The 25,581-nt window shown below is 41.7% G+C and carries 19 protein-coding genes, 1 tRNA gene and 1 pseudogene; 7 read left to right on the forward strand and 14 right to left on the reverse strand.

Translation table 11 applies throughout. From position 1 onward, the window contains the following. Positions 1-545: 545 nt before the first annotated feature. A pseudogene (locus tag TOL9009_RS50650) lies at positions 546-893 on the reverse strand (DUF5615 family PIN-like protein). After that, positions 890-1,171 (reverse strand): DUF433 domain-containing protein, encoded by a 282-nt coding sequence (locus TOL9009_RS0134760; protein WP_029637968.1) that lies wholly within the window; start codon positions 1,169-1,171, stop codon positions 890-892. Before TOL9009_RS0134760 ends, TOL9009_RS50650 begins: the two are co-directional and overlap by 4 nt. A gap of 70 nt (positions 1,172-1,241) precedes the next feature. Here TOL9009_RS0134760 and TOL9009_RS0134765 point away from each other — a divergent pair, with 70 nt between their 5' ends. Further along, entirely contained in the window at positions 1,242-1,820 is a 579-nt protein-coding gene (locus TOL9009_RS0134765; protein WP_029637971.1) for a Uma2 family endonuclease, read from the forward strand. A 126-nt stretch (positions 1,821-1,946) separates the two neighbouring features. Then, positions 1,947-2,564, forward strand: coding sequence for a Uma2 family endonuclease (locus tag TOL9009_RS0134770; protein ID WP_029637973.1), 618 nt, complete (start codon positions 1,947-1,949; stop codon positions 2,562-2,564). A gap of 54 nt (positions 2,565-2,618) precedes the next feature. On the opposite strand, the gene TOL9009_RS0134775 is transcribed toward TOL9009_RS0134770, so the two are convergent. The 6 genes from TOL9009_RS0134775 to TOL9009_RS0134800 all read right to left on the reverse strand — a co-directional run bounded on the left by TOL9009_RS0134775 (position 2,619) and on the right by TOL9009_RS0134800 (position 13,369). Continuing rightward, entirely contained in the window at positions 2,619-7,892 is a 5,274-nt protein-coding gene (locus TOL9009_RS0134775) for a hybrid sensor histidine kinase/response regulator (RefSeq protein ID WP_029637975.1), read from the reverse strand. 118 nt (positions 7,893-8,010) lie between these two features. Beyond that, on the reverse strand, positions 8,011-10,842 hold the full coding sequence (locus TOL9009_RS0134780) for a methyl-accepting chemotaxis protein (protein ID WP_029637977.1): 2,832 nt from the start codon (positions 10,840-10,842) through the stop codon (positions 8,011-8,013). A gap of 16 nt (positions 10,843-10,858) precedes the next feature. Next, the gene (locus tag TOL9009_RS0134785) at positions 10,859-11,389 is read right to left on the reverse strand and encodes a chemotaxis protein CheW (protein ID WP_029637979.1); all 531 of its coding nucleotides are present in this window, start codon (positions 11,387-11,389) and stop codon (positions 10,859-10,861) included. 13 nt (positions 11,390-11,402) lie between these two features. Next, entirely contained in the window at positions 11,403-11,768 is a 366-nt protein-coding gene (locus TOL9009_RS0134790) for a response regulator transcription factor (protein ID WP_029637981.1), read from the reverse strand. A 6-nt stretch (positions 11,769-11,774) separates the two neighbouring features. Beyond that, the gene (locus TOL9009_RS48165; protein ID WP_186227760.1) at positions 11,775-11,957 is read right to left on the reverse strand and encodes a hypothetical protein; all 183 of its coding nucleotides are present in this window, start codon (positions 11,955-11,957) and stop codon (positions 11,775-11,777) included. Positions 11,958-12,073: 116 nt separating this feature from the next. Continuing rightward, on the reverse strand, positions 12,074-13,369 hold the full coding sequence (locus TOL9009_RS0134800; RefSeq protein WP_029637983.1) for a response regulator: 1,296 nt from the start codon (positions 13,367-13,369) through the stop codon (positions 12,074-12,076). Between the two features lie 324 nt (positions 13,370-13,693). Between TOL9009_RS0134800 and hmpF the strand changes: the two genes are divergently transcribed. After that, the gene (hmpF, locus tag TOL9009_RS0134805; RefSeq protein WP_029637985.1) at positions 13,694-15,448 is read left to right on the forward strand and encodes a pilus motility taxis protein HmpF; all 1,755 of its coding nucleotides are present in this window, start codon (positions 13,694-13,696) and stop codon (positions 15,446-15,448) included. Positions 15,449-15,510: 62 nt separating this feature from the next. Here hmpF and tilS read toward each other — a convergent pair whose 3' ends face one another. The 4 genes from tilS to TOL9009_RS0134830 form a co-directional block, all read right to left on the reverse strand. Continuing rightward, entirely contained in the window at positions 15,511-16,521 is a 1,011-nt protein-coding gene (gene tilS / locus TOL9009_RS0134810; RefSeq protein ID WP_029637987.1) for a tRNA lysidine(34) synthetase TilS, read from the reverse strand. Between the two features lie 377 nt (positions 16,522-16,898). Further along, the gene (gene ccsB, locus TOL9009_RS0134815) at positions 16,899-17,948 is read right to left on the reverse strand and encodes a c-type cytochrome biogenesis protein CcsB (RefSeq protein ID WP_029637990.1); all 1,050 of its coding nucleotides are present in this window, start codon (positions 17,946-17,948) and stop codon (positions 16,899-16,901) included. 219 nt (positions 17,949-18,167) lie between these two features. Further along, on the reverse strand, positions 18,168-19,910 hold the full coding sequence (locus TOL9009_RS0134825) for a DUF3352 domain-containing protein (RefSeq protein ID WP_029637992.1): 1,743 nt from the start codon (positions 19,908-19,910) through the stop codon (positions 18,168-18,170). A 586-nt stretch (positions 19,911-20,496) separates the two neighbouring features. Beyond that, positions 20,497-20,579: transfer RNA gene (locus TOL9009_RS0134830), tRNA-Leu, on the reverse strand. 450 nt (positions 20,580-21,029) lie between these two features. Here TOL9009_RS0134830 and accC point away from each other — a divergent pair. After that, complete coding sequence (gene accC, locus TOL9009_RS0134835; RefSeq protein WP_029637994.1) at positions 21,030-22,376, forward strand: acetyl-CoA carboxylase biotin carboxylase subunit; 1,347 nt, start codon at positions 21,030-21,032, stop codon at positions 22,374-22,376. A 99-nt stretch (positions 22,377-22,475) separates the two neighbouring features. Here accC and TOL9009_RS0134840 read toward each other — a convergent pair whose 3' ends face one another. Beyond that, positions 22,476-22,766, reverse strand: coding sequence for a YggT family protein (locus TOL9009_RS0134840; protein ID WP_029637996.1), 291 nt, complete (start codon positions 22,764-22,766; stop codon positions 22,476-22,478). Between the two features lie 373 nt (positions 22,767-23,139). Between TOL9009_RS0134840 and psbX the strand changes: the two genes are divergently transcribed. The 3 genes from psbX (at position 23,140) to TOL9009_RS0134850 (ending at position 25,452) form a co-directional block, all read left to right on the forward strand. Next, complete coding sequence (gene psbX, locus TOL9009_RS44130) at positions 23,140-23,256, forward strand: photosystem II reaction center X protein (RefSeq protein WP_072022214.1); 117 nt, start codon at positions 23,140-23,142, stop codon at positions 23,254-23,256. Positions 23,257-23,911: 655 nt separating this feature from the next. After that, positions 23,912-24,853 carry a Ycf66 family protein gene (locus TOL9009_RS0134845; RefSeq protein WP_029637998.1) on the forward strand — a complete coding sequence of 314 codons (942 nt, stop codon included), beginning with the start codon at positions 23,912-23,914 and terminating at the stop codon, positions 24,851-24,853. Between the two features lie 47 nt (positions 24,854-24,900). Continuing rightward, positions 24,901-25,452, forward strand: a complete 552-nt coding sequence (locus tag TOL9009_RS0134850) for a TolB family protein (protein WP_029638001.1) — start codon at positions 24,901-24,903, stop codon at positions 25,450-25,452. Here the strand turns inward: TOL9009_RS0134850 and TOL9009_RS48170 are convergent. Beyond that, positions 25,430-25,570, reverse strand: a complete 141-nt coding sequence (locus TOL9009_RS48170; RefSeq protein WP_186227761.1) for a hypothetical protein — start codon at positions 25,568-25,570, stop codon at positions 25,430-25,432. The genes TOL9009_RS0134850 and TOL9009_RS48170 overlap by 23 nt on opposite strands. Between the last annotated feature and the right edge of the window lie 11 nt (positions 25,571-25,581).

A 25,581-nucleotide genomic window follows, 5' to 3' on the forward strand; every position in this document is an offset into this window, starting at 1 on the left:
TGTCTTGATTTTCATCCCATTTCCAGAAATTGCTGCTACAAATACGTTGCTAGTGGCGTACATCTGCGGCAAATCTTTTTGGAACTGGATCGGAGGATATTTGATAATTATCAGATATTTGGCTTGTTACCCGTAGCTTTAGAGAGTTGATTCAGGAGAGTCTCAATCCATTTTGTCGGTATGTTACCAAATACTTTCACACATATCCTTTAAAGTCTAAAGTTGAGAATATACATACCTGTTAATTCTATATTCTCAATCATCAAATTATTTCAGTGATATCACTTAATTATTTTCTTGATGATTGCTTTAAAATGAGAATATTTTTCCCACTTTTTCGAGCAACTATAGCGTTTTTCGGGGGAGCATCCCAATGAATGCAAAATCTAACAATATAAGCGTCATTGCGTCCGCGAACGTTCCTCTCTACGAGACGCGCAACGCGAACGCAATGACATATTAATTTTTATTATTTCATCGAATAATAAAAGCTTGGATGCACCCCGGACTTTGTTTGTATAGCTGCGATTTGAATCGTTGAGCAATCAGATGTACCGAACCTGATTTTCCATTTCATCCGCTGTTACTTGATTCAAAATTGCTAATAATCTTTGCGTGATGTCTTGAGGTGAACGACGAACAGCCAAAATTACGCCGTAATGAATTTGTCCGGTATCAAAGTACGCCTGTATAAGTTCTTCAAAGTCGGTTCGATTGTGCGTAACCAGCGTTCTTTCCTAGCTGACAGCATAAGCAAACTGTTCTTCATCGCTTGCATGAAGTTGTCCTGCGTCTCTTACAGTTAGAGCATCGAAGCCCCTCGCTTTCAGCAAATCTGCTACCAACACATTGACATCTTCATCTAAGTACAAGCGAATGAACAAATTACTCATAAACCTCGTACTAACGGGTCAATTAAATCATCGGGAATTCGGTTACGTTCGATATAAGCGTTAATCTCATCTTGATGATCGCTGTAATAGCTCAACGCATCAAATACTTGCGCCAGCCTTAGATGAGGCAAACCCTTTAGGATTTCTTCAGGAGCAATTCCCATCCGCCAGGTTTCAACAATTGCCCTAACTGATGTGCGTGTTCCTTTAATAATCGGCTCACCACTTAGAATATGCTCATCTTTAACAATGTAAAGATGTTCTGTTGATTGAACCATAGCTGCTTCTATCACCTAAAATATCACCAACACCAATTCTAGCGAATAGATGAGTTAATTAGAGGTTGATATGACAGCGCTTACATTAAACCTCAATTCTATAATTAAACTGACAAGAGAGCAGTTTTATCAATTGTGTGAAGAAAATGCCGATTTAAAATTAGAACGTAATGCCCAAGGAGAATTGATTATAATGCCACCTACGGGAGGAGAAACAGGGAGAAGTAATGTTAATTTAATTCTTCAAGTAGCATCATGGAATGAACAAAATCAATTGGGCGAAGTTTTTGATTCATCAACTGGGTTGACTTTACCTTCAGGGGCTGACCGTTCTCCAGATGTTTCTTGGGTAGAAAAATCTCGTTGGGATGCTTTGACTAAAGAGCAAAAAGAAAAGTTTATTCCCCTATGTCCTGATTTTGTCATTGAAATAATGTCACCATCCGACACTTTGAAAAAAGTTCAAGACCAAATAGATGAATATATGAAAAATGGGTGCCGATTCGGTTGGTTGATCAACCGAAAAAAACAGGAAGTAGAAATTTATCGTCCAGGACAAAATGTGGAAGTTTTAAAGTTTCCTCAAAGTATTACCGGGGAAAATGTTTTACCTGGTTTTGTACTCAATCTGCAACGAATTTGGGGATAATGTCATTGCTTTCGCGTAGCGTCTCGTAGAGAGGCAGATATTAATTGCAATACGAAAGCGCTCTTCGGGCTAGATGGATAAGTCAGGTGTTTTTCGCCCTTGCATAGTAAACGCTAATTTTTTATGATGATACAAACCTTAAACAAGCAAGTTACATTTGATGAATTCATCGAATGGTATCCAGAAAAATCTGACATAAAATACGAACTGCATAATGGAGTGATTATCGAGATGCCTAAGGCTACCGGGAAACATTCAAAAGTAGCTGGATTTATTTCGGGAGAATTATTTTTAGAAATTAGAAGATGCAAATTACCTTACTTCATTCCAAAAGAATGTGTTGTCAAAGCAGCGATGGAAACTGGTTACGAGCCAGATACAATTGTCTTAGATGAAAGAAAAGTTGCCAATAATGAATCTCGATGGGAAAAGGAATCAATCATTACGCAAGGTACTTCCGTTCGCTTGATTGTAGAGGTGATTTCAACAAATTGGAGTGATGATTATGCTTTGAAATTAGAAGATTATGAGCTATTAGGCATCCAAGAATATTGGATTGTTGATTATTTAGGTTTGGGCGGGAGAAAGTTTATTGGTAATCCGAAACAACCCACTATCTCCGTTTACACATTGATTGAAGGTGAATATCGAGTTAACCAATTTAGGGGGAGTGACCGCGTTGTATCGCCTACTTTCCCAGAATTGAATTTGACCGCGCAACAGATTTTTAATGCTGCTATTTAGCCCAAGCACTTAAATTTTGCTTAAAATTAAGCGATGAATCGCTTACTACTGTTATTAAGCGTTACTAGCACTATTAATTAGCTTTTCTCCTTTCAGCATCCGCAAAGCAGCTTCGAGTAAAGCTTCTTCCAGATAAGGTTTAGTGAAGTAACCACTAGCACCTAGTTGCACTGCCATTTGTCGGTGTTTATCTGCACCACGGGAGGTGAGCATGGCGATGGGTAAATGGTTGAGGGTAGAATCTTTCTGGATGCGAGAAAGCAACTCCAGACCATCGCAACGGGGCATCTCAATGTCGCAAAATACGATATCGCAGGGGAGACCGGAGCGCAGTTTATCCCAAGCTTCCTGACCATCACGGGCTTGTTCTACGCGATAACCGGCTTTGTTAAAGGTGAGAGAAAGCAACTCTCGGACTGTAATTGAGTCATCGACAATCAAGACTGTCGGGTCAATCTTAGTAGGTGTTTCTGCGGGAGTGGAAATATTTTTTTGTTCCCAAAGACTCATACCACTTTGTTTTGCCGTGCGTCCTTGGAAGATGTCAATTATTTCTAGGACATCAGCGATGGGCATAATTCGACCATCACCGAGGACGGTAGCACCGGCTACACCAATCGGTTTTGGTGCCGGTCTTTCAAACTGCTTAATGACTATTTCTTGTTCGCTGAGTACCTGATCTATTTGCAGAGCAATCAAGGTATTTGCCGATCGCACCACAATCACAGAAACCATATCATCGTCGCGATTTCCCCCGTAAACGTTACCTCGGCTGAGTAACCGATTAAAAGTTAAAAGTTCTTTCAGTGGTCGGAATGGTAAAGTTGTATCGCGCCAAGATATAAATGATTGTCCTTCGGCATTGGTGTGAATATTTTTGGCAGGTATATCTAAAGTATCTTCCACACCATCCATCGGGAAGGCAATTCTCGCTTTGTCGGAGACGCAGCACAAAGCTTTACAAATACTCAAAGTTAGTGGCAAACGAATTGTGAAAATGGTTCCCTTGCCTAAGGTAGAATCAGTAGTAATTGTACCGCGAATTTCACTGATAGAAGTGCGAACTACGTCCATACCGACACCGCGACCTGATAATTCATCAGCTTGGTCTTTGGTGCTAAAATTCGGTTCAAACAGCAAGTCATACACCTCAATGGGAGACATGCTTTTAGCTTCTTCAGTGCTAATTAAATTTTGAGCGATCGCCTTTGCTTTCACTTGATCTATATTAATACCCGCACCGTCATCCTTAACAGAAATAATCGTTTGGTTTCCTTGGTGGAAAGCACGGACGGTGATTGTTCCCACAGGTGGTTTACCTTGCTGTTGCCGGATTTGTGGGGTTTCAATGCCGTGAGCGATCGCATTATTGAGCATATGATTTAAAGGAGTCTTCAAATGCTCTACAATCATTTTGTCAATAAAAGTCTCTCCACCTTCAATTACAAGTTCCACTTGTCTGCCATGCTTGATCGCAGTGTCGCGCACTCCTCGTTGCAAACCATCGGTAGCTTGAGAAAAAGGCTCCATTCGCGCTTTTGTCAGTCCTTCTTGCAATTGAGTAGTTACTTGTCGAAACTGTCGCGCTACCCGTTCGGTTTCATCAGTAACAAAGTCAATGTCACTCGCTGACTCTCGTACCCGCACGATCAATTCAATCATTTCTTGAGAAAGCGTGTGGAAAGGAGTAAAGCGATCCATTTCCAGTTCGCTAAATCCTCTGTCGGTATTTGAATCACTAACTATCGGAAAAGATTCTTTGTGTTTGCGACTAGCTAATAAAGAAGCTTCCAGAAGCGATCGCTCATATAATTCTTGCATCCTCGCTCCCACACCCGATAATTGTTGTATCTGATGCAACAAGTTATCTAGGGATTGTCGCTGTCGTCCTTGATCCTCTTCTAAGGTGTTGCGATTTACTACCAACTCCCCAACTAAGTTACTCATATCGTCTAGATGCTTCACCGGTACCCGCATTGTTTCTTCAAATCTCGCACCCCGACGCGGCTGACGTTGATTTTTGCCTGTGCTTGATGTTACCGTTGGTGAATGCGATATCGTTTGATCTGCTTCTTTCAGTAGTTTCTCTAAATCACCAAATTCATCTGGTAGTTCTGAGGATACACTCGAACTTGTAACATGATTAACAGTCGGTGTTACCGTTGATGCTTTTTCCTCACCTAGCAACGCTTCTAAGTCAGCAAAATCCATGTCTGATATCTCGATATCAGGGGTAGATGTTACTTCATCTTCTAGTAGTGTTTCTAAGTCGGCAAATTCATCTAAAACAGAGGCATTATTTGCCGTATCTACATCTTCTATAACTTTAGCTTCTGCTCTGATATACTCTAATGCAACAGATTCATTCTCGATTATCTCATTAAAAGCAACTTCAGATTCTCGTATCTCCAACAAATCTTCATCGTCTGCTACTTCCAAGGCAGTTTCTACAGTTTTTGAGAGAAATTCCTGATTCGGATCTAGCAGTAAATTTTCTCCGGAAAATAAATCATTAATTAAATTCAGTTCTGAGTCTCCTAAATTTTCATTTGGAGAAAAAGACGTTTCTGTGAAGTTAAAGGCAGGTTGTAAGCTCTTATTTCCCTTCGCAACTTCTATATCTGTCTCTAACTGTGGTGAAGAAGAAGTTTCTGGCAAACCGATATCTACTGCAATTTCTCTAGCAAATAAATCTTGTGATTCTACTAAAGAACTTTCTGTAGTGTCAAGCTGGACATCAGTTAAGTCATTTTTGGGTGTATCTTCTACATTTAGCGAATTACGATCAAAAGCAGTATCTAAGAAATTACTTTCTTCTTCAAATATTTTAATAAAAGTGTCAGATGTAGTAAATTCGGGAACGACATCAACAGTTTCTGGAAGCATCGTTACCGATGTTTGTTCTGGCTCTAATTGGGTATCTTCTTGGGTAAAATCGTGAATATCTTGAGGAGATTCGCTAAATAGATCCCCTGACTCGGTTAATGTAAATTGAGCAAAGAAATCATCAGCCACATCCGATGAAAATGTCAAATCTGAGTCTAGGAAAGTTATATCTTCATCTTCTATCTCAAAACTTTCTTCTGACGATTCTTCACTGCTGCCAAAAATGTCACCTGAAGCAGCAGCAGCAAACAAACTTGCTTCTAACGCTCTGACTGCATCCTGCTCAACTTGTGGATTAAATTCCTGCTTTTGTTCTTCTTCGGTTTCCTGATTCCAAAAGTCGTTAAAATCCTCTATTGATTGAGAAGTTTTTTCTGGTGTTGGCAAGTTTAAAAATTCAAATAAATCACCTGATTCTGATTTTTTAGGAGATGATATTATCTCTTCTTCCGCAGCAAACAGACTATCTAAATAAAAGCTTTTTTCCTTTCCTTCAGCAATTTGGGGGAGATGACTAATTGGAGGATTTTCCTCTACCAAATTTGCATTCGCTGTTTCTGGAAAAACTTGCTCAAAATTATTATCCTGCTCAGGGGATAGTTCTTCTATGCTATCAAGGTCATTCAAGGAGGAAGTTTTCGCTGAGGTAAAAGTTCCATTGATATTCTCAGTTTCTGGTTGAGTTACTTCTCCTAAGTCAAATAATTCATTTTCATTGAGTGTTAATACAAATAAATCGTCTACCACATCTTCTGGTGGTTCATTATTTAAGGTAATATCGTTAGAACTAGTTGCAAGTTCTGGCAAAATAGAGTTATCACTCAACTCAAGGTTTGTTATAACTGTTTCTGAAAATTGCGATACTTGTTCTGGTAAATTATCGTCAAATAACTGCAAAAGAGTTAAATTTACGGTTGCAGTGGTGTTGATTTGACGATGTTCGCTGCTACCTTCTTTTTCAAAAGAAAGTAAATCGGCAAAATCCTTATCAGCATCTTCAGTGTCGTTGCTGATATCAATTTCCAATTCACCATCTGAAGTATCATCTAACATTTCAATTTTTTGCCAAGTTTCATCCAAGTCAGGACTTTCACCTTCAAAAAAGTCTGCAAGAGCATTTAACTCAGCTATTCCTACCTCTGGTCCATTCAAATCAATGTTTTTATGATTCAGCAGTTTGTCGTCTTGACTACTGTTGCGATCGCTTGAGAATATATCCGCAAAATCATCTTGGTCTAGGTTCACAGATGCGGATAACTCAGTTAAACTGTTGATACTGTCTTGACTATCAAAGTTTAATGGTGTTGATAACTCAGTTAAACTGTTGATGCTGTCTTGACTATCAAAGTTTAATGGTGTTGATAACTCAGTTAAACTGTTGATGCTGTCTTGACTATCAAAGTTTAATGGTGTTGATAACTCAGTTAAACTACTTATACTATCTTCTGGCTCAAACTCGAAAAGCTGTAAATTTACAGCATCATCGGCTAAATTATTTTCTGTCTCTACAGCTATATCAAGATTATTAGTGGTAGCTGATATTAAATTTTTATCTGTCGATGGTTCAAAAATAGAATCATCACTTACACTTATTTCTAAGACACCCAAAAGTACTTTGAGTTGCGGACTAATGGCAATTTCGCTGTCTCTGTTTTGTGTAGCTAATTCCAGAGCTTGTTTAATTTCGGTAATAACAGTTTTTGCTAAACTTAGAAAGCTGTTTTCTGGAAGTGCGATCGCACTTCCAGCCGAACGGCACAAACTACACCAATTTAAAAAATTCAACGACCCACCGAATCTCGCTAACTCATAACAACAATCTTGCAGTTGTTGTCGAGTTTCAAGTGTTGGCATTCGCTTAAATAATTGCAACATCTCGCGTAGTTTTTGCAACACCAGAACCTGAAACTCATCCACGCTTTTAGTTTCTGGTGCTACATGTAATGTCGAAATTTTCTGTGACTGAAATTTGTTATCTGAGCCAGTTATTTCTGTATTACTTGTTCCTTGATTACTACCTTGTTGTACAAGCATTTCCAAATGCTCGTACAACCATTCAAAGACCGGCTCGGTTTCTGACATCAAAGTGTTAGCAGCATCTTCTGTTAAACCAAAAGGTCCAGTCAAATGCTCTAACAGCACTTTCAAAGTATCAGAAACACCGAGAAACAAAGATTCTAACTTTTGGTCAATTTGAACCGGATGCTCTTTGAGAATTTTGAAACAGTCTTCCAAGCGGTGAGAGGTGTGCTGAATGCTACTCAGACCAAGCATCGCTGCTCCTCCTTTGATAGAGTGAGCTGCCCGAAAAACTTCGTTAATCATTTCCGGGTCGTTCAGGGTACTCTGGAGATTTAACAACCCCTGCTCAATCGTATTCAGGTGGTCTCTTGCTTCTTCAATAAAGTAACCTAAAATGCGCTGTTGTTGTTCCGGCAGCATAGTACAAAGTTAGGAGTTAGGAGTTAGGAGTTAGGAGTTAGGAGTAGGAGTTAGGAGTTAGGAGTAGGAGTTAGGAGTTAGGAATTAATAACTCATCACTCATTACTCATAACTTTTTTTACCTTGTTTCCATCGTTTCCACTCGGAAACGTTCAACGGAGGAAATTAAATCGCGGGATACACCGACAAGGTGTTGTAAAGCACCAGACACTCTCTGTGCTTCTTGGGAGGTTTCTTGCGCTGTGAGTTCCACGGACTGCATTACATGAGCCACAGCGCGGGAGGTTTCCGTTTGTTCTACAGTGTCAGTAGTGATAGAACGTACAAGAATATCAATGCGATTTGCGACTTGAATGATATTTTCAAGCGATCGCTTGGCTTCTTCTGCTAATTTTGTACCTTGAATAACCTGTTGCGTGCCTTCTTCCATTGCCGTCATTACAGAACTTGTTTCGCTCTGAATTTGCCGGACAATTTCTTCAATTTCTTTCAAAGATTTAGCCGATCTATCTGCAAGCTGACGCACCTCATCAGCAACGATCGCAAATCCTCTTCCAGCTTCTCCGGCTCGCGCTGCCTCAATACTAGCATTCAGCGCTAACAGATTGGTTCTAGAGGCAATTTGCGAAATCAAAGCGACAATTTTAGAAATTTCTTGGGAAGATTCCGCCAACCGCTTGACTTTTCGAGTAGTTTCTGCAACAGTTTCGCGAATTTCCAAAATCCCCGCCACGGTGTTTTCTACCGCTTCTCCACCTTTAAGGGCAAAAGCGCTAGCTTCACGGGTGACAGTTTCGGCTTCTCGCGCTGCTTCCGCTACCCGCTGAATCGAATCTGTCATTACCTGCACGGAATTTAAAGTCACTGCCAACTCTTCAGCTTGGTGCAAAGCATCACTAGATAATGCTCTAGCAAAAGTTTCTGAATTGGTTGCTCCTTTTGTCACTTCCCGCGCTGCCACTTTCACCTGTTGGACGATATCCCGCAAATTTTGAATTGTTAAGTTAAAAGCGTCCGCAACTGCTCCCAAGACATCAGCCGTCACCTCAGCTTGCACGGTCAAATCTCCCCTTGCAGCTCCTTCCACATCGTCCAACAACCGAATTACTTGGCGTTGAAGATTTTCTTTTGCTTCTTCTTGTTCATCAGCTTTGCGTTGAGCTTCGTTTGTGGTGGTGAAAATTACCCTCGCCATTTCGTTGAAGCTAGCAGCTAACTGTCCTAATTGATCTTCAGAATACACCGTGGCTTGGGCATTGAGATTTCCTTGACGCACCGCATCAAACTGAGTTTGCAGATCCTTAGTTGTGCGACGAATTTGTTTGACTGTGACATTTCCCATAAAGCCAGCGGTACCAAAACTAGCAAGTCCGGCAGCTAGAGCCATTACCCAGCCTGTATTTCGCACTCCTTCGCGTTGTTGTGGGGTTGACAAATTAGCGGCGCCGAAACTAACTACAGCCACAACTACAGCCGAAACAATACCGACAGTCCCAGCAATGATCCATTGTTTTTGTTCCAGGGGAGCATTTTCTAATGGTGCTAATAACCCTTGTTCGACATTAACAACAGGTTCTAGTTTTGAGACATCTGTTTGGGTAAAAATGGGGACTGCTTCTTGGGAACCAGTCATGCTGAAGAGTTCCGAATCGCGATCGCGTAGCGTCTCCGACAGGAGATCGTTTGTTTCCGTGCTTTGTGGAACTTTTTTGCCTATTTTACTACTGGTTTCCAATGAACCAGAAGGTGTTGACATTTCCCCGAAATTAGAAGTTCCTCCTGTGAGATCAAAACCAGGAATGTTTCCTAAATCGTCAAAGGCATCAAAGTCGTCTAAAAAGTCGATGTTATTATTTTTGGAAGTATTTGCACTAATTACACTGTTTGTATTTTCCTCATCTATTAACGCATCTGAGCCAAAGGCAGACTCAAAAGCCTCAAAGTCAAAACTATCCTCATCATCTAACCCGTTTTGCTTTTTGTCAGTTGAGTCTAAATATTCAGACTTTTCCTCTAAAGCAAAATTACCATTTAATGATGAAGTTTTTAAATTATTTTCTGGACTGCTGTATACCGAATTATTTATTGGTTTTGATCCATTTTTGCTAAAAATCTCGCTCATAAATAAAGTTTCGTCTTCAACATTATTTAGTTGAGACTGAAACTCTTCACTAATTAATGCTTGGGTATTTTCAACCATCAAAAAATCCGCAGGTTTTTCTAAACTATTGTCTGTTGATGGTAGAAACTCTTCAAAAGGCGAACCGCTATCGCTATTGCTGTTAATTGGGGAATTTTTCTCAGTATAATTTGCGCCACCTCCTAGCTCTTGACTAGCTTGTAAGGCATCTTCTGGGGAGAAAGCTGGCAAATCTAACTTTGATTTTTCCTCCAAATTACTTGAATCTAATTCTGATTCTGCATTCAAGGCAAAAGGATTATTGCCAGCAGGATCTGAAGATTCTAGTGACGTACCAAATACAGTACTGTCTTCGAGCATTTCAAATGGGCTACTAAAAGATACTTCTTCGATCGCGTCCACAGCTTGTGGATGCTCACTATAAGAGCTTAAATCAAAGTGATTATCTTCATTGCCTGTGCCCAAAGCCACAACTTCAGGCTCGCTAAAATTCATCCGCTCATCATCTACCTCGGCGATTTGTTCTTCTTGCTGTCGGTATTGATTGACATTTTCAAGACCATTACGAGCAAAAGTAATAAGTTCTTCATCGTCACTTAACTGCAAAACTTTTTGGTATTCTGATAATGCCACGTCATATTGTTGCAAAACATAGTAAACGTGACCCCGCAACAAATGGCAGTTAGCGTCATCGGGTAAATTTTTTACCACAGAGTCAACTAAGGTGGCGGCAAGTTCATAGTTTTGTTGCGCGTATGCCGTACAAGCTTGTTTATAAATTTCTAAGTATTCGTCTATATTTGCTTCCATTTCCTGCCTCCCAATTTCATCCTGCCCACCGTGCGCTCCGCAAAATAGCTATTTGATCTAGCAGTCGCAGACACTGATTTTTTTGAGCATCTAATAACCACTCTCCCCGCAAAAAGGGAGCCATAGCGTCTGGCACGTTATTTGGTGCAATTAGATGCTGTACGTCAAGCCAGTCCATGCCACCAATTTGTTCTACTGCTAAACCAACTATTGTGTCTTGCTCTTCTATAGCAATCACCGGAATTTCTGCTTTGTCGGTATTTAACGGAGTTACTTCTCCTAAAAATTGACCCAAATCAGCCACCCAAATTACTCGACCTCGTAAATTTAGAGTACCCAAAAGTAAAGGAGAAGCATTAGGAATTGGAGTAATTCTATCGGGACTTAGTTCAATTACCTCGCGGATGCCTGTGGCTGGTAATGCAAACTCCTGATGCAAGGGAATATAAAACCGTAAATGTAACTCACCTTCAGGACTTTCTACTTGAAATTCAGGACGGAAGTGGTCTTGACCGCTGCCTCCTAAAAAGTCCGGTAACTTAACCATGTTTTTTCCATCCTTATCCTCGCAGCAGTTGTTTGACTGTTCCTACCAACTCGGTTGGCTGAAACGGTTTGGCTATGTACGCATCGGCGCCTTGTTTCATACCCCAGTAGCGATCGAATTCTTCCCCTTTGGAAGAACACATGACTACAGGCACGTTTTGGGTTTTTGGATCTGACTTTAGCCGACGACAAACTTCGTAGCCATTCATCCTGGGCATGACAATATCCAATACCACTAGATCGGGAGCTGTGGTTTGAATTGCTTCTAACGCTTCTAATCCGTCACTTGCGTGGGTGACTGTTAAGCCACTCGCTTTTAGGAGGTCTGTAATCATCTCCCTTTGTGCCACACTGTCTTCCACAATCAGAACTGTACTCATAAATGCCTAATTTACCTCCTGAGGTAGACGTTTCCCTATCTGGAGCATTCCCTGAGTTAAGCGCAAGCATTTAGTGTATAAATTTATTCTATTTTTCACTAATGTACTAGATAATATCGTTTTACTGGGGCATTGGGCATTGGGCATTGGGCATTGGGCATTGGGCATTGGGCATTGGGCATTGGGCATTGGGAATTTTTCTTTCTCCCCATCTCCCTATCTCCCCCATCTCCCCATCTCCCCATCTCCCCATCTCCCCATCCCCCCATCTCCCTATCTCCCCATCTCCCCATCCCCCCATCTCCCTATCTCCCTATCTCCCCAGCCCCCAATACTGCTGATTCTGTGATATTATCTTTTACTCGATCTAGTAGGGTGTCAACAACTCTTACGTTTTGGTTGTGTCGCCAAACAAGACTATAGTTGAGATATTTTTCTACAAGCATCAGCAATTCTGTGTCTGTAAATGGTTTTGTTAAATAATCTGTTGCTCCAACCATCCTTGCTCTAACGCGATCAATAAATGCATTTTTACTACTTAGCATGATAATCGGCACGAGACGAAATGCTGTTGAATGTCGCAGCATTCCACAAATTTCGTAACCATCTAACTCTGGCATGGTTATATCGCATAAAATTAGATTTGGCTTGATTTGAAAAACACAGGCGATCGCTTCAAGGGGATTGGTGAAGGCGATCGCTTCATAACCTTTTGGTTTCAAAATAGACTCTACAGTTTCACAAATCGTAGCCGTATCGTCAATACACACTATGCGTGCCTTTTGTAATAACTCTTGTTTCCTCTGTTGGATTTCTGTAACCGTAGATATACTTGAATATACTAAATGCACGCAACCTTGTTGCACGTATGGATATATTGCTTTAGCAACTGTCAAAACGTCTCGATTCAGATACCGAGCCAATTGACGCAAAGATGTTTTACCATCGACCCACTGCTGTAACTTATTCACTGTTGCTGCTGGCAATGAGGAACGTAGTTCAGTTATATCAGCAAGCACGGGAAATTGATCGGGAGATTGAATATGCGGATAAAGCAACTTCCACTCTTGCACCTGCTTCATAATTGTAGTGACAAGCGGACCAATCTCTAAGGTAGTTAATTGCGGGGCAAATGCCGAACCCAAATCGAAAATGAAGCTACCTTGATGTAAACTCAGCAAATCAAACAAAGTCTCATGCACCAAGCGGTGGATAATAGTTTGCGCCACTTTTGGTTGAATAATATTCCGCTCTAAAAGCGTCCAAAGATAGCCGTATTCTGGAGCATTTAGTGTTTCTAGATAAGCAAGTTGCACTTTGTCAAGTGGTTTCTGAATTTGGTAATGACGCAAGTAATCGGCAATTCTTGTCAAACTGCTGTCGCTATCTTGGCAATAAATAATTTGACCATTGAAAAAAAATACGTACCAAGACTGTTGTTTAAACTCAGACCAAGAACCCTGTCTAATTACTTCATCTACACTCAGTTTGTTGCTATTGTGACAGCTACGGGCTTCTACAAATAATTGCCCTGTTCGCTGCCCCAACTCAATCAATTGGAGAATACTACGAATATCAATTTCATTTAAATTTCCGTACATTTAGCTAAAAGGCGCTCCAAGTCATTTTATTTAGATTCAATGTTAATTTTGCCCTTCTTTTCCACGATACCCTCACTTCAAACTTTAACTTTGTTTAATATACTTTTACAATGCTAGTGATAACACGGTCGTCATCACAACTGCTACCAGTACAAAATGTAAAAACGCGACAAGTTGATTTTATAAATATCAAGACGAAATCTCGCGTCTATAAGTAGTTTTGTTTGTCTTATTTTCCTATATAGGTGAAATAAGATAAATTTACGCAATTATTTAAGGTATAGCCCAATATAGGGCGTTAAGTACATCAAAAGGAATAGCGGTGTGCTGTATTTAGCAGAAGTACAAAAACAAAAAGGCGGCTTACTCGGTGGTGGTTCTAAAGCAGAACTGAAATTACTGGCTTGTCAACGGACAGACCAAAATTGGAGTAATGTTTCAGAAGAAGTGATTGCAGCTGAAGACGCTAACAAATTAAACGATGGCGCTTTAGTGCTGGTTGAATTGAATCCTCAGCGTCAAGTGCAGAGAATTCAAGAAGCAGGGCGTCCGCTAGTTAATATTTTGCAGAATTTTTCTCGTCAAGTAGAAAAATTCAAGCTCAAAGAAGAAGAAATTGATCAGTGGAAAGAGTCACTGACATTTCAGGCACAAGAGTTAAATCGCCGCGAAATGGAAATGGAAGCGCGTGCGGAACAACTGCAACACATGGATGATGATTTTCAACATCTAGAAGCCGAAAAGCAAGAAGTTGATACTTCAAAACAGGAAATAGAACGGTTGCGAGAAGAATTTGAACGCAATCGCCAAGAACTAGAAGGTGCTTGGGAGCATTTGCGCGGTGAGCAACGCCGTTTTGAGGAACATCAAGCAGAATTTCAGCAAGGGAATGTTTTAGATGAGGAGCAAAGCCGGGTGTTGAGAGAGTTGCTCGATCGCCTTTCCAGTCAAGTCGCTCCCACTGAAACGGTGCGAGAGCATCTTAATTTTGCCTTAGAAATGGTGGAAAGCCAACAAGCTACTCTTAATCCACGCTGGCAAGAATTAGAATCTTTAAGAACTACGGCTACTCAACAGCAAGCGGAAATTGACCAACTAGAGCAAACAAAATGCGATCGCCAAACTGAATGGCAACAAGCCCAAAATGCTTTAGAGCAGCAAACAGCAGAGTTGAAAATAAATACAACATCTCTGACCACCAAACTTGAATGCGCTCGAATGCTTCATGTGCAGTTACAACACCAAGAAGATTTACACCAGCAAATTGAATTTTTGGTGGCTATTTCTGGAGATGTGGTTTTTGGAGAGCAGGTTGATGTCGAAGCTTTGGAAAAAATGCCACTAGAAGAACTGCAACAAACTGTGCAGGACTTACACGAAAAGTTGCAAATTGACTCTAGCTTTGTCCACGAGCAAGAAGTAGAACTGAAATTCAAACAAGACTTTATAGACGAACTGCAAAATAAGTTAAATCAAGCATCTGACAATGACCATATCAATTTAGAAATGGAATTGGCAGATGAAAAAGACTTATACCAAATGTTAAATGAAACATTGGTAGGACAACGCCGCAGTTTATTACACCGGCAAGAGTCTTTTAAGCAACACCAAGCGGTATTGCATCGCCGACAAGGATATTCATCTACTAATGAAGATGAGTACAAAATAGATTTAGTACCAATTTTGCGGCAATTTGAGGCGCAACAACAACAACAGTCGGAGGAACTGCAAAACTTAGAACGTGAGATTGAAGAGATTCGTTCTCAAATTGAGCTAGCTGAAAAAACGTTCAACAATCAAATTCACTTCACAGAACAGAAGCGCCAAGAAGTAAAAGTCTTGGAAGAAAACTTGCAGTCGTTGCGAATAGCCACTGCTGAATACTGGGCTAAAGCTAATGTTTATCAAGAAACGCTACAACCAACTCAGGATTCCCTCGACGGTTTACGCCACAAGCTGCAAGGCATAGCTGAATCTTTGGCTACAGTACAGGAAACTGGTGATTATCAACTTCAGACTATTACCCAGATGCGTCAAACTATTTTAAGTTTGATTCAACCACAATTGTTGGCGTCTTAGGGACTGGGGACTGGGAAGAAACAGATCGATGTGAATAATCCCTAATCCCTAGTCCCTAATCCCTAGTCCCTAATTAATATCCAGTCGTTTTCTACTTTGGCGATCGCACCCCCAGGAAATGGATCGGTTTGCGATCGGTTTGGTGCTGTAATTAAAGCTGTTAGTTTTTCGATTTGCTCAAAACTAGGCGCACATGGAAGTATTTGTTGTAAACAGTAACGCATGACGCGACGCTGCAACGCCAATGGTGCTTTCTGCAAAATGCGACGATTTAGTTTTAGGGGGAGTATCTCCTCTTGTCTCTCCATCTCCCCATCTCCCCCACTCATCGCCTCACAACGCAAGCGATCGGCTGCTTGTTCTAAATATTCCACTTCAGCTTGGAGAAGTTCGGCGGTTTGAGCTAAAGCTGATTCAACTTGGGGGTTGAAATTTTCTTGCAAATATGGTAATAATTCTAGTCGGATGCGGTTACGGGTGTACTTCAAATCTTCATTTGTGCAATCTTCCCAAATTGGTAGTTGAAAGTCTTGACAAAAATCTCCCGTTTGGGTACGAGTGATTTCTAAAAGTGGACGCACTAGCAGAATGTTATCAGTTAATGGGCGTTGCCAAGTTAAAGCTTGCAAACCATCAGCACCAGTACCACGCATTAAGTTGTAAAGAAGAGTTTCCGCGCGATCGCTCTTTGTGTGACCTGTAACGATATAGTTATAATTATGTTCAAGTGCGATCGCTCTCATTGCTTGATACCGCCAGTTGCGAGCCGCAGCTTCACTATTTAAAGCTTCGTTAGCGGTTTCTAAATAAAAGAATATTTCCCAACTTTCGGCTAAATTTTTTACATGATTGGCATTAGTTTGCGAGTCAGGACGCCAGCGATGATCGCAGTGAGCAATACCTAAATGCCATCCCCATTTTGGTTGTAAATCTAACAGTAATTTGATTAAACACAGAGAATCCTGCCCACCGGAAACCGCAACTAATAAGCGTTGATTGCGTTCAAATAAATGACGCGATCGGATGGTGCGATGTATTTTTGCATGGAGAGGAGTCCAAAAAGAGCGGCTCATTGTTGATTAATACCCGACGATTAAAATCGCGGCTCATTGTTAATTAATACCCGACGATTAAAATCGCGGCTCATTGTTAATTAATACCCGACGATTAAAATCGCAGCTACACAAACAAAGTCCGCCTTCGCGGACTAAACTAACCATATGATTTACATAAGATAGCCAAATAAATTTGGCTTATTCGCTTATATCCCCCGGTTAGAAACCGGGGGTTTTACGCATCACGACTCTACCAAAAAACGCATTTAGCCCACGCAGGTGGGCTTTGTTCCTATAGCCCCAGACTTCCAGTCTGAGGGCATTATGACCTACATTCCGCACTTGGTTGTTAAAAATTTCCCCTCTTATGTGAGAGGGGAAAAACAATAATATTCCTAAAAAAACCAACCGTAAGAATGCAAACCTTTACCCAAAAGATTCACACCCAGATAGCAAATCCAAACAATAACAAAGCCAATAGCAGCTAAAATTGCTGGACGACGCCCTTGCCAACCACGAGTAATTCTAGAGTGAAGATATGCCGCAAACACTAACCAAGTAATTAGTGCCCAAGTTTCTTTCGGGTCCCAACTCCAATAAGTACCCCAAGCTTCATTTGCCCAAACTCCACCAGCAATAATGCCAATTGTAAGCAGGGGAAATCCTAAGCCAATGATGCGATAACTAATATTATCTAAGGTTTCGGCAAGGCTGAGGCGCTGGGGTGTAAGAGTTTCTTGGGAATTTTGGATTGGTGTTGCAAGTACTGTATCCAAAACTGCTGTTTTGCCGTTGCCGTTGTTATTAATTTCAAAACGAGCAAAGCTATTATTTTCCGCAGCGGGTGTTGATTGTTCAGAAACTAGTTCACCAGCTTTACGCAAGCGGTAGCCGTTGCTGCGATAACCACCAGCACCGACAGAACTACCTTGTAGTTGAATATTTTGACCGCTAGTCACGAAAAGAAAGGCGATCGCTAGCAGCGAACCTACCATCAAAGCCGAATAACTAAACATCATCACACTAACGTGCATCATCAACCAATTAGACTTCAGTGCAGGCACTAAAGGTTCTGACAATCGCATTCCTGATGGCAGTGTCAGGGTGGCAAAAGCGCTGATACACATCGCCACAGGTGCTGTAAAAACCCCCACCAAGCGGCTGCGGCTAGTGTTTTCCGCAATTAAATGGACGGTGGTAATTCCCCAAGTTAAGAAAAATAACGATTCATAAAGATTACTTAGAGGAAAATAACCCGCTTCGATCCATCGCGCTCCTAGTAGCGTGGCTATACACAAATTAGCGATCGCCATACCAGATGTCCCCAAAGCGGCAGTTGCGGACAAATTCGGAAAAGCTGCCCCAACCCAATAAACCAGCATCGTGAGAAATAAAACGGCAAAGGAAGCATTGTCCAGCCAGTTCTGGAGTACAACCAGATTCATACAGTGTTCTCCCCAGTGGATTTAAATAAAAAATGGATTCTGACTTTATTGATCGTATCTGTTTCTGGGGAATATGGGGACGAGGAGAGAAGGGGACAAGGGGACAGGGAGATAAGGGGAGGGGGGGAGGGGGAGAGTGGGAGAAAGAATAATTCTTCTTTTTGTCTCCCTTGTCCCCTTGTCTCCCTTGTCCCCTTGTCCCCTGTCCCCCCTCTCCCCTTACGGAGTGAGTGTAGTTGTTGGAGTCGGAAGAGGTGCTGACTTATCACCTTTTTTTAACTCGATAAAAATGTCGTAGCGGTTACTACGACTGTCACTGACGGCAGATGTTATGCCAATTGAGCGCGTTGCTTCGAGTACAATTTCTTGATTGGAGAACAACGTTGGTAAAGGAAAATTTTTCACGGTGCGTTCCACATCCAAGAAAAATTGACCGTTTGTCGGATTAGGATCTGAAGGAACTGTTTTTTGGAATGGGAAACTACTAGCTAATGTGTTGTTTGGTTTAGGAACAATTTTATTGGTGACAGGAGCACCCATAATTAAGTAAGCGACATCATTATCTAACCAGCCGTGGGTAGCAGTTAAGGTTCCATAAGGTCCAATCCAGTTGACAGCGGGTTTATCTGCTATGGTCGTAGGTTGAATCTGGAATTGATATTGATTTCTCATAACGTCATCCAGACGTTTGATTGATGCTTCGGCATAAGTGCGATCGCTTGTTTGTACCATGAATACAAATGCCGCACGAAAGTCTTCTTTATAACGTTCTTTCGCAATTGATGGCATTATCGAAATTGAAAACTCACCACCCATCCACCTTAATAAATCACGATCTAAATCAAGTTCATTATTGCTGAGTGATTTTACTCCACTTCTAATTGTTTCTGGCGGTATAGGCGAAAGTGGATTAGAGTGAGATGTTAAAACGTAATCTGCCCACAACCGTTTGAGATTACCCCCAGAAAGCATCATTAAGGTTTCTGCTGGTAAGCGCTTTTGCATATTCCCAGCGTTGTTTTCTACCGCTAGGGTACGTTGACTATTCGGATTTAGCCAAGAAACGCCTTTTAAGCGTATTCCTTCTGACTCTAAAGTAATTGTCCCCGCTAAACCTTGGTTATTCTGAAGTTGAGCCAAAACTTGAGCGGGTAAAGGACGATTTGGAGAGGCGGCTGCTATTTTAGCAGCTATTGGCACATTTACATAAAACTGGGCGAAGGGTTGGTAATTAGCGATTTTCGGGAAATTATCTGCAAATCCACCTGTTGTAGCAAGTGTTGTTTGATTTTTATAAGCATCAATCGCTCTTTCTGTGGCTTTAGGATTATCGGTGATAACTAAGAAACGCTGATCTAGTACTGTAGCCGAAAAGTTTTCTCCTATTTGCCCTTCAGTTTCTTTGATGGCAATTCCTTGATAGCTGCGATCAACTAATTTGCCACCTTTGAGCATTTTGGGTTGTGCCAAGATGGTTTTAGCACTTTGTGGGTTTTTTATTGGCAAAACCATCACCATCGACTGCTCTTTAGTCGCAACTTCATTAGAAGCTATGGATTTAGGTGCAACTTTTTTCATGTCTGGGGCAAGAATGGCAATTGTAACTTCATTGCCTACCCAAGGACTGATATCTTTTTGGAAATTGTAGCCGTTATTAGTGAGAAAGCGATCGCGCAACTCCACTAAATACTTATCTAGCTCTCCTTGGGTTTCTTTTGTGCCAAAAGAGCGCAATTTCTGCCATTGACTGGCATCGGTGGTTAAAGAAACCGCAAATAAGGCATCTTGTGGGATAATATTTGCACCCACTGGCAAATCTCTGGAAAATAATTTTCCCTGAGTTAAAAACCAGAATGCTGCACTCCCCACACCAATCAACAACCCGGCAGATGAAAGCGTCAGCACTAAAGACGGTTTCTTTTTTTTCTGCGTTGATAAGATAGATATAATAGGTAGTGCCATTGAAACCTAACACCTCATAATTGCGAACTCATTATTTGCTTGATTAGTACATTAAACTAAAAAGTCTACCCTTCTTCAGGACACTGAATTAGATTAGTTTCTTTTTACTGAGAGTTATTAATACTTTGGTAATTGACATAAAGCATTGTTTTCTCAAATTACTACTGTTTCATTAGTGCTGCTTTTGTAGCGAGTTAGCCTTTTTTACAGTATGCACTTAATTAGAGACCACGGTTGCGCTTTTTGCCCTATAGATACCCGCAGCGTAAAACCAGCTTTCATCCCTCCAACAGGTAGATTCTCGTAGGTTGGACGGTGAGAGTCATTATAAAGTGTCCGGGCGAGAAATTCGTCGCCTCAAGCGCTAAGAATATATACTTAACTTGACCAAGCTGCAAGTGTTTAGCTGCTTCATGCCCTATTTTGATAGAGACTAACGCGAAAAGCTGTCAAGCGATGGTGTATGCGCGACCTTCGTTGTGGCTGACGGCAGTTTTAACTGCCTTCAATATTTAACCTTGCCTATAGTTCAAAGGTCAACAATTCAATATTTTTTGACCTTTGACTATTGACTACTAACTAAAAATGCGGATGGCGAGACTCGAACTCGCAAGGGCAGTGCCCACACGCACCTCAAGCGTGCGCGTATACCAATTCCGCCACATCCGCATAACTTCTCTGAAGATAGAATATAGCATAAAAAAACAAATATAGTAAAGTAAGAGCTAATTTCCGCTCAAATTTAATTTATTTAAGTGTACGAATTCAGAAATTTTCCGAATGCGGATATCAGACTGACAGAAATTTAGCAGTTGCACAAGAGATATTAAATGGTGTGCGGGGAGAACTACTCCCAAAAAAAGCTTCCACTTCAGAAGTGGAACCGCACAAAAAGCGCTCTTACTGCCTGGACTCGGCAAACTGACATAGATTAATAACATTTGTGTTGCTAGTCTAGTTAAGACCTGTAGAGGTAGGCAGCCAGATCCTTCAAAGCAACGCTCACAACGGAATGAGGCTTGGGAATCTCCTGTGATAATTTGCAATAACACGAAAGCGTTGTTTCAAGTTGGATAGGAGAGAATGTCAATCTACTGGTACTGATATCGAAGCTAGAAGATGAAGTTTGATAAAATATTAATTGCCAATCGGGGAGAAATTGCGCTTCGCATTCTCCGTGCCTGTGAGGAAATGGGGATTGCTACTGTTGCAGTTCACTCTACAGTTGATCGTAATGCTCTCCACGTCCAACTTGCCGACGAAGCGGTTTGCATTGGCGAACCTGCCAGCGGTAAAAGTTATTTGAATATTCCCAATATTATTGCTGCGGCACTGACGCGCAATGCGACTGCGATTCATCCGGGTTATGGCTTTTTGTCAGAAAATGCTAGGTTTGCAGAAATTTGTGCAGATCATCATATTGCATTTATTGGTCCATCTCCCGAAGCGATTCGCTTAATGGGGGATAAATCAACGGCAAAAGAAACCATGCAAAAAGCCGGGGTTCCGACTGTACCGGGAAGTGATGGGTTGGTAGAGTCTGAGGAAGAAGGATTAGCTGTAGCCAAAGATATCGGCTATCCAGTCATGGTCAAAGCCACCGCAGGTGGTGGTGGACGCGGTATGCGTTTGGTAAAAGATCAAAGCGAATTTGTCAAGCTTTTCAAAGCAGCCCAAGGTGAAGCCGGAGCCGCTTTTGGTAACTCTGGCGTTTATATAGAAAAATTTATCGAACGTCCGCGCCACATTGAATTTCAAATTTTGGCGGATAATTACGGTAATGTCATCCATCTAGGCGAACGGGATTGCTCAATTCAGCGTCGCAATCAAAAGCTACTAGAAGAAGCTCCCAGCCCTGGTCTAGACCCAGATTTGCGAGAAAAAATGGGACAAGCTGCCGTCAAAGCTGCCCAGTTTATCAACTTCACTGGAGCAGGTACAATCGAGTTTCTCTTGGATAAATCCGGTAAATTCTACTTTATGGAAATGAACACCCGGATTCAAGTTGAACATCCAGTTACGGAGATGATTACCGGCATAGATTTGGTTTGCGAACAAATTCGCATTGCTCAAGGGGAAAGACTCAAAATTAATCAAGAGCAAGTAGTCTTGCGGGGTCATGCGATCGAATGTCGCATCAACGCTGAAGATCCCGACCATGATTTTCGCCCAGCCCCCGGACGTATCAGCGGCTATCTTCCCCCAGGAGGTCCCGGTGTTCGCATTGATTCCCACGTTTACACCGATTACCAAATTCCTCCCTACTACGATTCGCTCATCGGCAAATTAATTGTTTGGGGACCAGATCGCCAAACAGCTATTAACCGCATGAAACGCGCACTACGCGAATGTGCAATTACCGGATTACCTACAACTATCAGCTTTCATCAAAAAATTATGGAAAATCCCCAGTTTTTGGCAGGTAATGTTTACACCAGTTTTGTGCAGGAGATGAATAATAGTTAAAAAATGGGCATAGGGCAATGGGCATTGGGCATTGGGCTTTTCCCTTTTGCCTTTCCCCTTTACCCCTCTTTAAAATCCCTATGCCCTATGCCCTATTTTCTATACACGAGACATCATGGTCAGCAACCCTTGCTGACCTAAAAGAATTTCTCTTAGCAAACTGAGAATTCCGACCCAGATGATCGGGGTAATGTCTACTCCGCCGATAGGTTGTACAATATGACGCAATGGCACTAAGAACGGTTCGGTGGGCCAAGCAATCAGATTAAAGGGCAAACGATTTAAATCTACTTGGGGATACCAGGTGAGAATTATCCGGAAAATAAACAACAATATCATCAGTCCCAGTAGTAGACTGAAAATTAAATCAGTAAGGTTAACGCCAGTCATTGGTTTAAGCTACTCTCCGTGCAGATAGAAAAAATTTTAAGCTTTGTAAAGCAGTGTTTATAATTTTATTTCAATAATTATAAAGTATTTATACTCACTTATTCTGAGTTTGTAATCTAAAGCCCTTATGGATACTCAGTTGATTGTGTACTGTTAGCGCTCCCTTGTTTATAATATTTTATCTGAATGCGATCGCGCTATAACCACAAGCTTTGACTAGCCTGCGTGGTTAGATAACCGAACATCGAAGCGCAGTTGATTTAATTGTTTGTTAACTTGGTCACTAAGTTGAGGAGTTAATGCTTGGAAGCTTTTCAAGGAACTGATACAACATTAGAATTATGATGAAGAGTGTAAATTAATTTTGAAATCTATGACGCCTTCTTTAGCAAATTTCCTTTGGAGTCTTCTGTTGGGTGGAATAATTGTCGTTGTTCCGACGACTGTTGGTCTGATTTTTATTAGCCAAAAAGATAAAATCCAGCGTTAAGAACAATTGCAGGAGTAGAGACTTGGTTTGATCGCGTCTCTACTCTCACTAAATACTTGGTTGCAACTCGAACAGCGAGTCTGAAATGGTAGTCAAAGGTATACTTAGCTAGCAGACAGATATTCTAAATGTAGAGACGTGACCTGATCGCGTCTCTAGATTAATATTTTGTCTCTCATTAGAGTAGTGATTTTAATCGCTAACATAGATGTCATATTAGGAAAATAGCAGTCAGGAACCCTAGCTATCAGGGCATAGGGCTTGAAAGAGAAATCTAACAAGCCATTCTGACCCGCCTAAGTCTTAACTGACTACGTTTTTTGAGTCACGACACCTTGGGATACGTTCGCGTAAGCGTGTCGCAAGACAAGCCAGTCCCCTGCCCTGTCGCTTGTGATTAAACAGTTCTAAGGTCAATGGAACAGTGTTGCACTTTCCTACAAGCTCTTAAAACATTGGCAAGGCTAACATCACCCCGAAAGGGAGGGACGCAAGTCCAAACATTATGCGTACAGGGTTGTGAGATTTGAAATGGTAATTGTCAAGCGCGAAAGTGCAATACAACGGCACACCTAATCAAACAACTCCAAGGCGGTAATGGTGTAAATATAAAGCCGTCCTACAAAGACGGGGTTTCAGACCGCAAGGAGTTTCGATGATAAATTTTGGGCTGAACTCAGCCAGTTTCCTGGCTCAGGTAAATGTGGGAGCAACTCCAGCCACTTTCCTAGGAATTTTCCTGGCTGTGGCTGGGGCAGCTCTGTATTTTCTCCGCTCTGTGCGTCCAGAACTGTCAAGAGACCAAGATATCTTTTTTGCAGCGGTGGGCTTACTGTGCGGCTTTATTCTTATCTTTCAAGGATGGCGTCTAGACCCGATTTTGCAATTTGGTCAGCTACTTCTGGTTGGGACAACTGTGTTTTTCGCAGTTGAAAGTATTCGTTTGCGGGGTATTGCGACTGAGCAAGCCAAGCGGAATACGAAAATTGTGGATGATGGTCGAGATGTCAGCGAAAACTATTCTTATAATCGGCGCTATAAGGCTGAGGTGGATGCAGAGCTAGAACCACTACCTTATGATGACTATGAATCAGAACGTCCGCGTGCTCGGATTCGAGGTAGTAGGGACGATCGCTCTAGAAGCGATGATTATTACACTGATGAAGCACCACGTCGTTCAGAACGTCGTAATACTCGCGAAAGACCAGAAACCACAGACAAACCACGTCGTCCTAGTTCGCGGCGCCCTGTGAATCCTAACCCAGAAAGAACTGATGATGAATGGGGTTCTTCTTCTCGGCAACAAGTGGATGATTGGGACAATTCTGAGGAGGGGAGAAAACCTGCGCGTCGTGGTGGTAATGGTAATTCTCGCCCAGAAACTCGCACTGAAGATGAGACTCCCAGAGCAAGAAGAAGACGAACTTCCGGAGGAGTTTCTTCTGAGGGAGACGCTAGGCGAATGCGATCGCCTAATGACTCTCCTGTGCGTAGAGAACGCGAAGATGATGCAACGCCGACTGAATACGTAGATTACAAACCTCTTGAACAGCCAGATGAAGAGTCGGATAATTCGACTAAATTTGATGATATTTAATAAAGCTTAGGTGAATGTCGCAAAAATTGCGATGAAAAACATTTGAGGTGACAAAATTTACACCTAAAAATTGGCTCCAAAGACCGTTTTATTGGAGTTTTATCTTTAGCTTCACAAGCTTACTTGTATCCTGTGATTCCGGCGTTATCCCGTTTGCTTCCAATTCTCTCAACAGTCGCTACACTGAAGAGCAACCAAGTTTGAGTGGAAATGGTCGCTTTTTAGCGTTTGTCTCAAATCGCAATAGTATTCATCAGTTATTGGTGTATGACTTACAACAGCAACAGTTTATTCCGACACCCCGTTTAAACCGAGCGGATACAATTGCCGAAAGTCCAAGTCTGAGCTACACAGGGCGTTATATTGCTTACATTACTAGCGACCAAGGTAGACCAGTTGTGGCACTTTACGATCGCGCTACGCAACAATCGCAAATCCTCACCCCAATTTATCGCGGCTGGATCAGAAATCCTCATATCAGCCCAGACGGACGTTATGTTGTATTTGAAACTGCCAGTCGTGGTCAGTGGGATATTGAAGTACTAGACAGGGGACCAAATATTGAGTTAGATATTCCTAATGGTGCAATTGTGCCTTGAGGGGCATTGGGCATAGGGCATAGGGCATGGGGCATGGGGCAGAAAAAGATTTGGATTTCCAGTGTTTAATTCCTAATTTCCAATGCCCATTGCCCATTGCCCATTGCCCATTGCCCATTGCCCAATGAC

This window comes from [Scytonema hofmanni] UTEX 2349 (genome assembly GCF_000582685.1).
Classification (GTDB): domain Bacteria; phylum Cyanobacteriota; class Cyanobacteriia; order Cyanobacteriales; family Nostocaceae; genus Hassallia; species Hassallia hofmanni.

Excerpts from the sequence above, each read along its gene's own strand:
- TOL9009_RS0134785 (WP_029637979.1), bottom strand. The coding sequence starts at position 11,389 with ATGGTTAAGTTACCGGACTTTTTAGGAGGCAGCGGTCAAGACCACTTC.
- TOL9009_RS0134780 (WP_029637977.1), bottom strand. The coding sequence starts at position 10,842 with ATGGAAGCAAATATAGACGAATACTTAGAAATTTATAAACAAGCTTGT.
- tilS (WP_029637987.1), bottom strand. The coding sequence starts at position 16,521 with ATGAGCCGCTCTTTTTGGACTCCTCTCCATGCAAAAATACATCGCACC.
- TOL9009_RS0134775 (WP_029637975.1), bottom strand. The coding sequence starts at position 7,892 with ATGCTGCCGGAACAACAACAGCGCATTTTAGGTTACTTTATTGAAGAA.
- TOL9009_RS0134765 (WP_029637971.1), top strand. The coding sequence starts at position 1,242 with ATGACAGCGCTTACATTAAACCTCAATTCTATAATTAAACTGACAAGA.
- ccsB (WP_029637990.1), bottom strand. The coding sequence starts at position 17,948 with ATGAATCTGGTTGTACTCCAGAACTGGCTGGACAATGCTTCCTTTGCC.
- TOL9009_RS0134760 (WP_029637968.1), bottom strand. The coding sequence starts at position 1,171 with ATGGTTCAATCAACAGAACATCTTTACATTGTTAAAGATGAGCATATT.
- TOL9009_RS0134845 (WP_029637998.1), top strand. The coding sequence starts at position 23,912 with ATGATAAATTTTGGGCTGAACTCAGCCAGTTTCCTGGCTCAGGTAAAT.
- TOL9009_RS0134800 (WP_029637983.1), bottom strand. The coding sequence starts at position 13,369 with ATGTACGGAAATTTAAATGAAATTGATATTCGTAGTATTCTCCAATTG.
- TOL9009_RS48165 (WP_186227760.1), bottom strand. The coding sequence starts at position 11,957 with ATGCCCAATGCCCAATGCCCAATGCCCAATGCCCAATGCCCAATGCCC.
- TOL9009_RS0134790 (WP_029637981.1), bottom strand. The coding sequence starts at position 11,768 with ATGAGTACAGTTCTGATTGTGGAAGACAGTGTGGCACAAAGGGAGATG.
- TOL9009_RS0134770 (WP_029637973.1), top strand. The coding sequence starts at position 1,947 with ATGATACAAACCTTAAACAAGCAAGTTACATTTGATGAATTCATCGAA.
- accC (WP_029637994.1), top strand. The coding sequence starts at position 21,030 with ATGAAGTTTGATAAAATATTAATTGCCAATCGGGGAGAAATTGCGCTT.
- psbX (WP_072022214.1), top strand. The coding sequence starts at position 23,140 with ATGACGCCTTCTTTAGCAAATTTCCTTTGGAGTCTTCTGTTGGGTGGA.
- TOL9009_RS0134840 (WP_029637996.1), bottom strand. The coding sequence starts at position 22,766 with ATGACTGGCGTTAACCTTACTGATTTAATTTTCAGTCTACTACTGGGA.
- TOL9009_RS48170 (WP_186227761.1), bottom strand. The coding sequence starts at position 25,570 with ATGGGCAATGGGCAATGGGCAATGGGCAATGGGCATTGGAAATTAGGA.
- TOL9009_RS0134825 (WP_029637992.1), bottom strand. The coding sequence starts at position 19,910 with ATGGCACTACCTATTATATCTATCTTATCAACGCAGAAAAAAAAGAAA.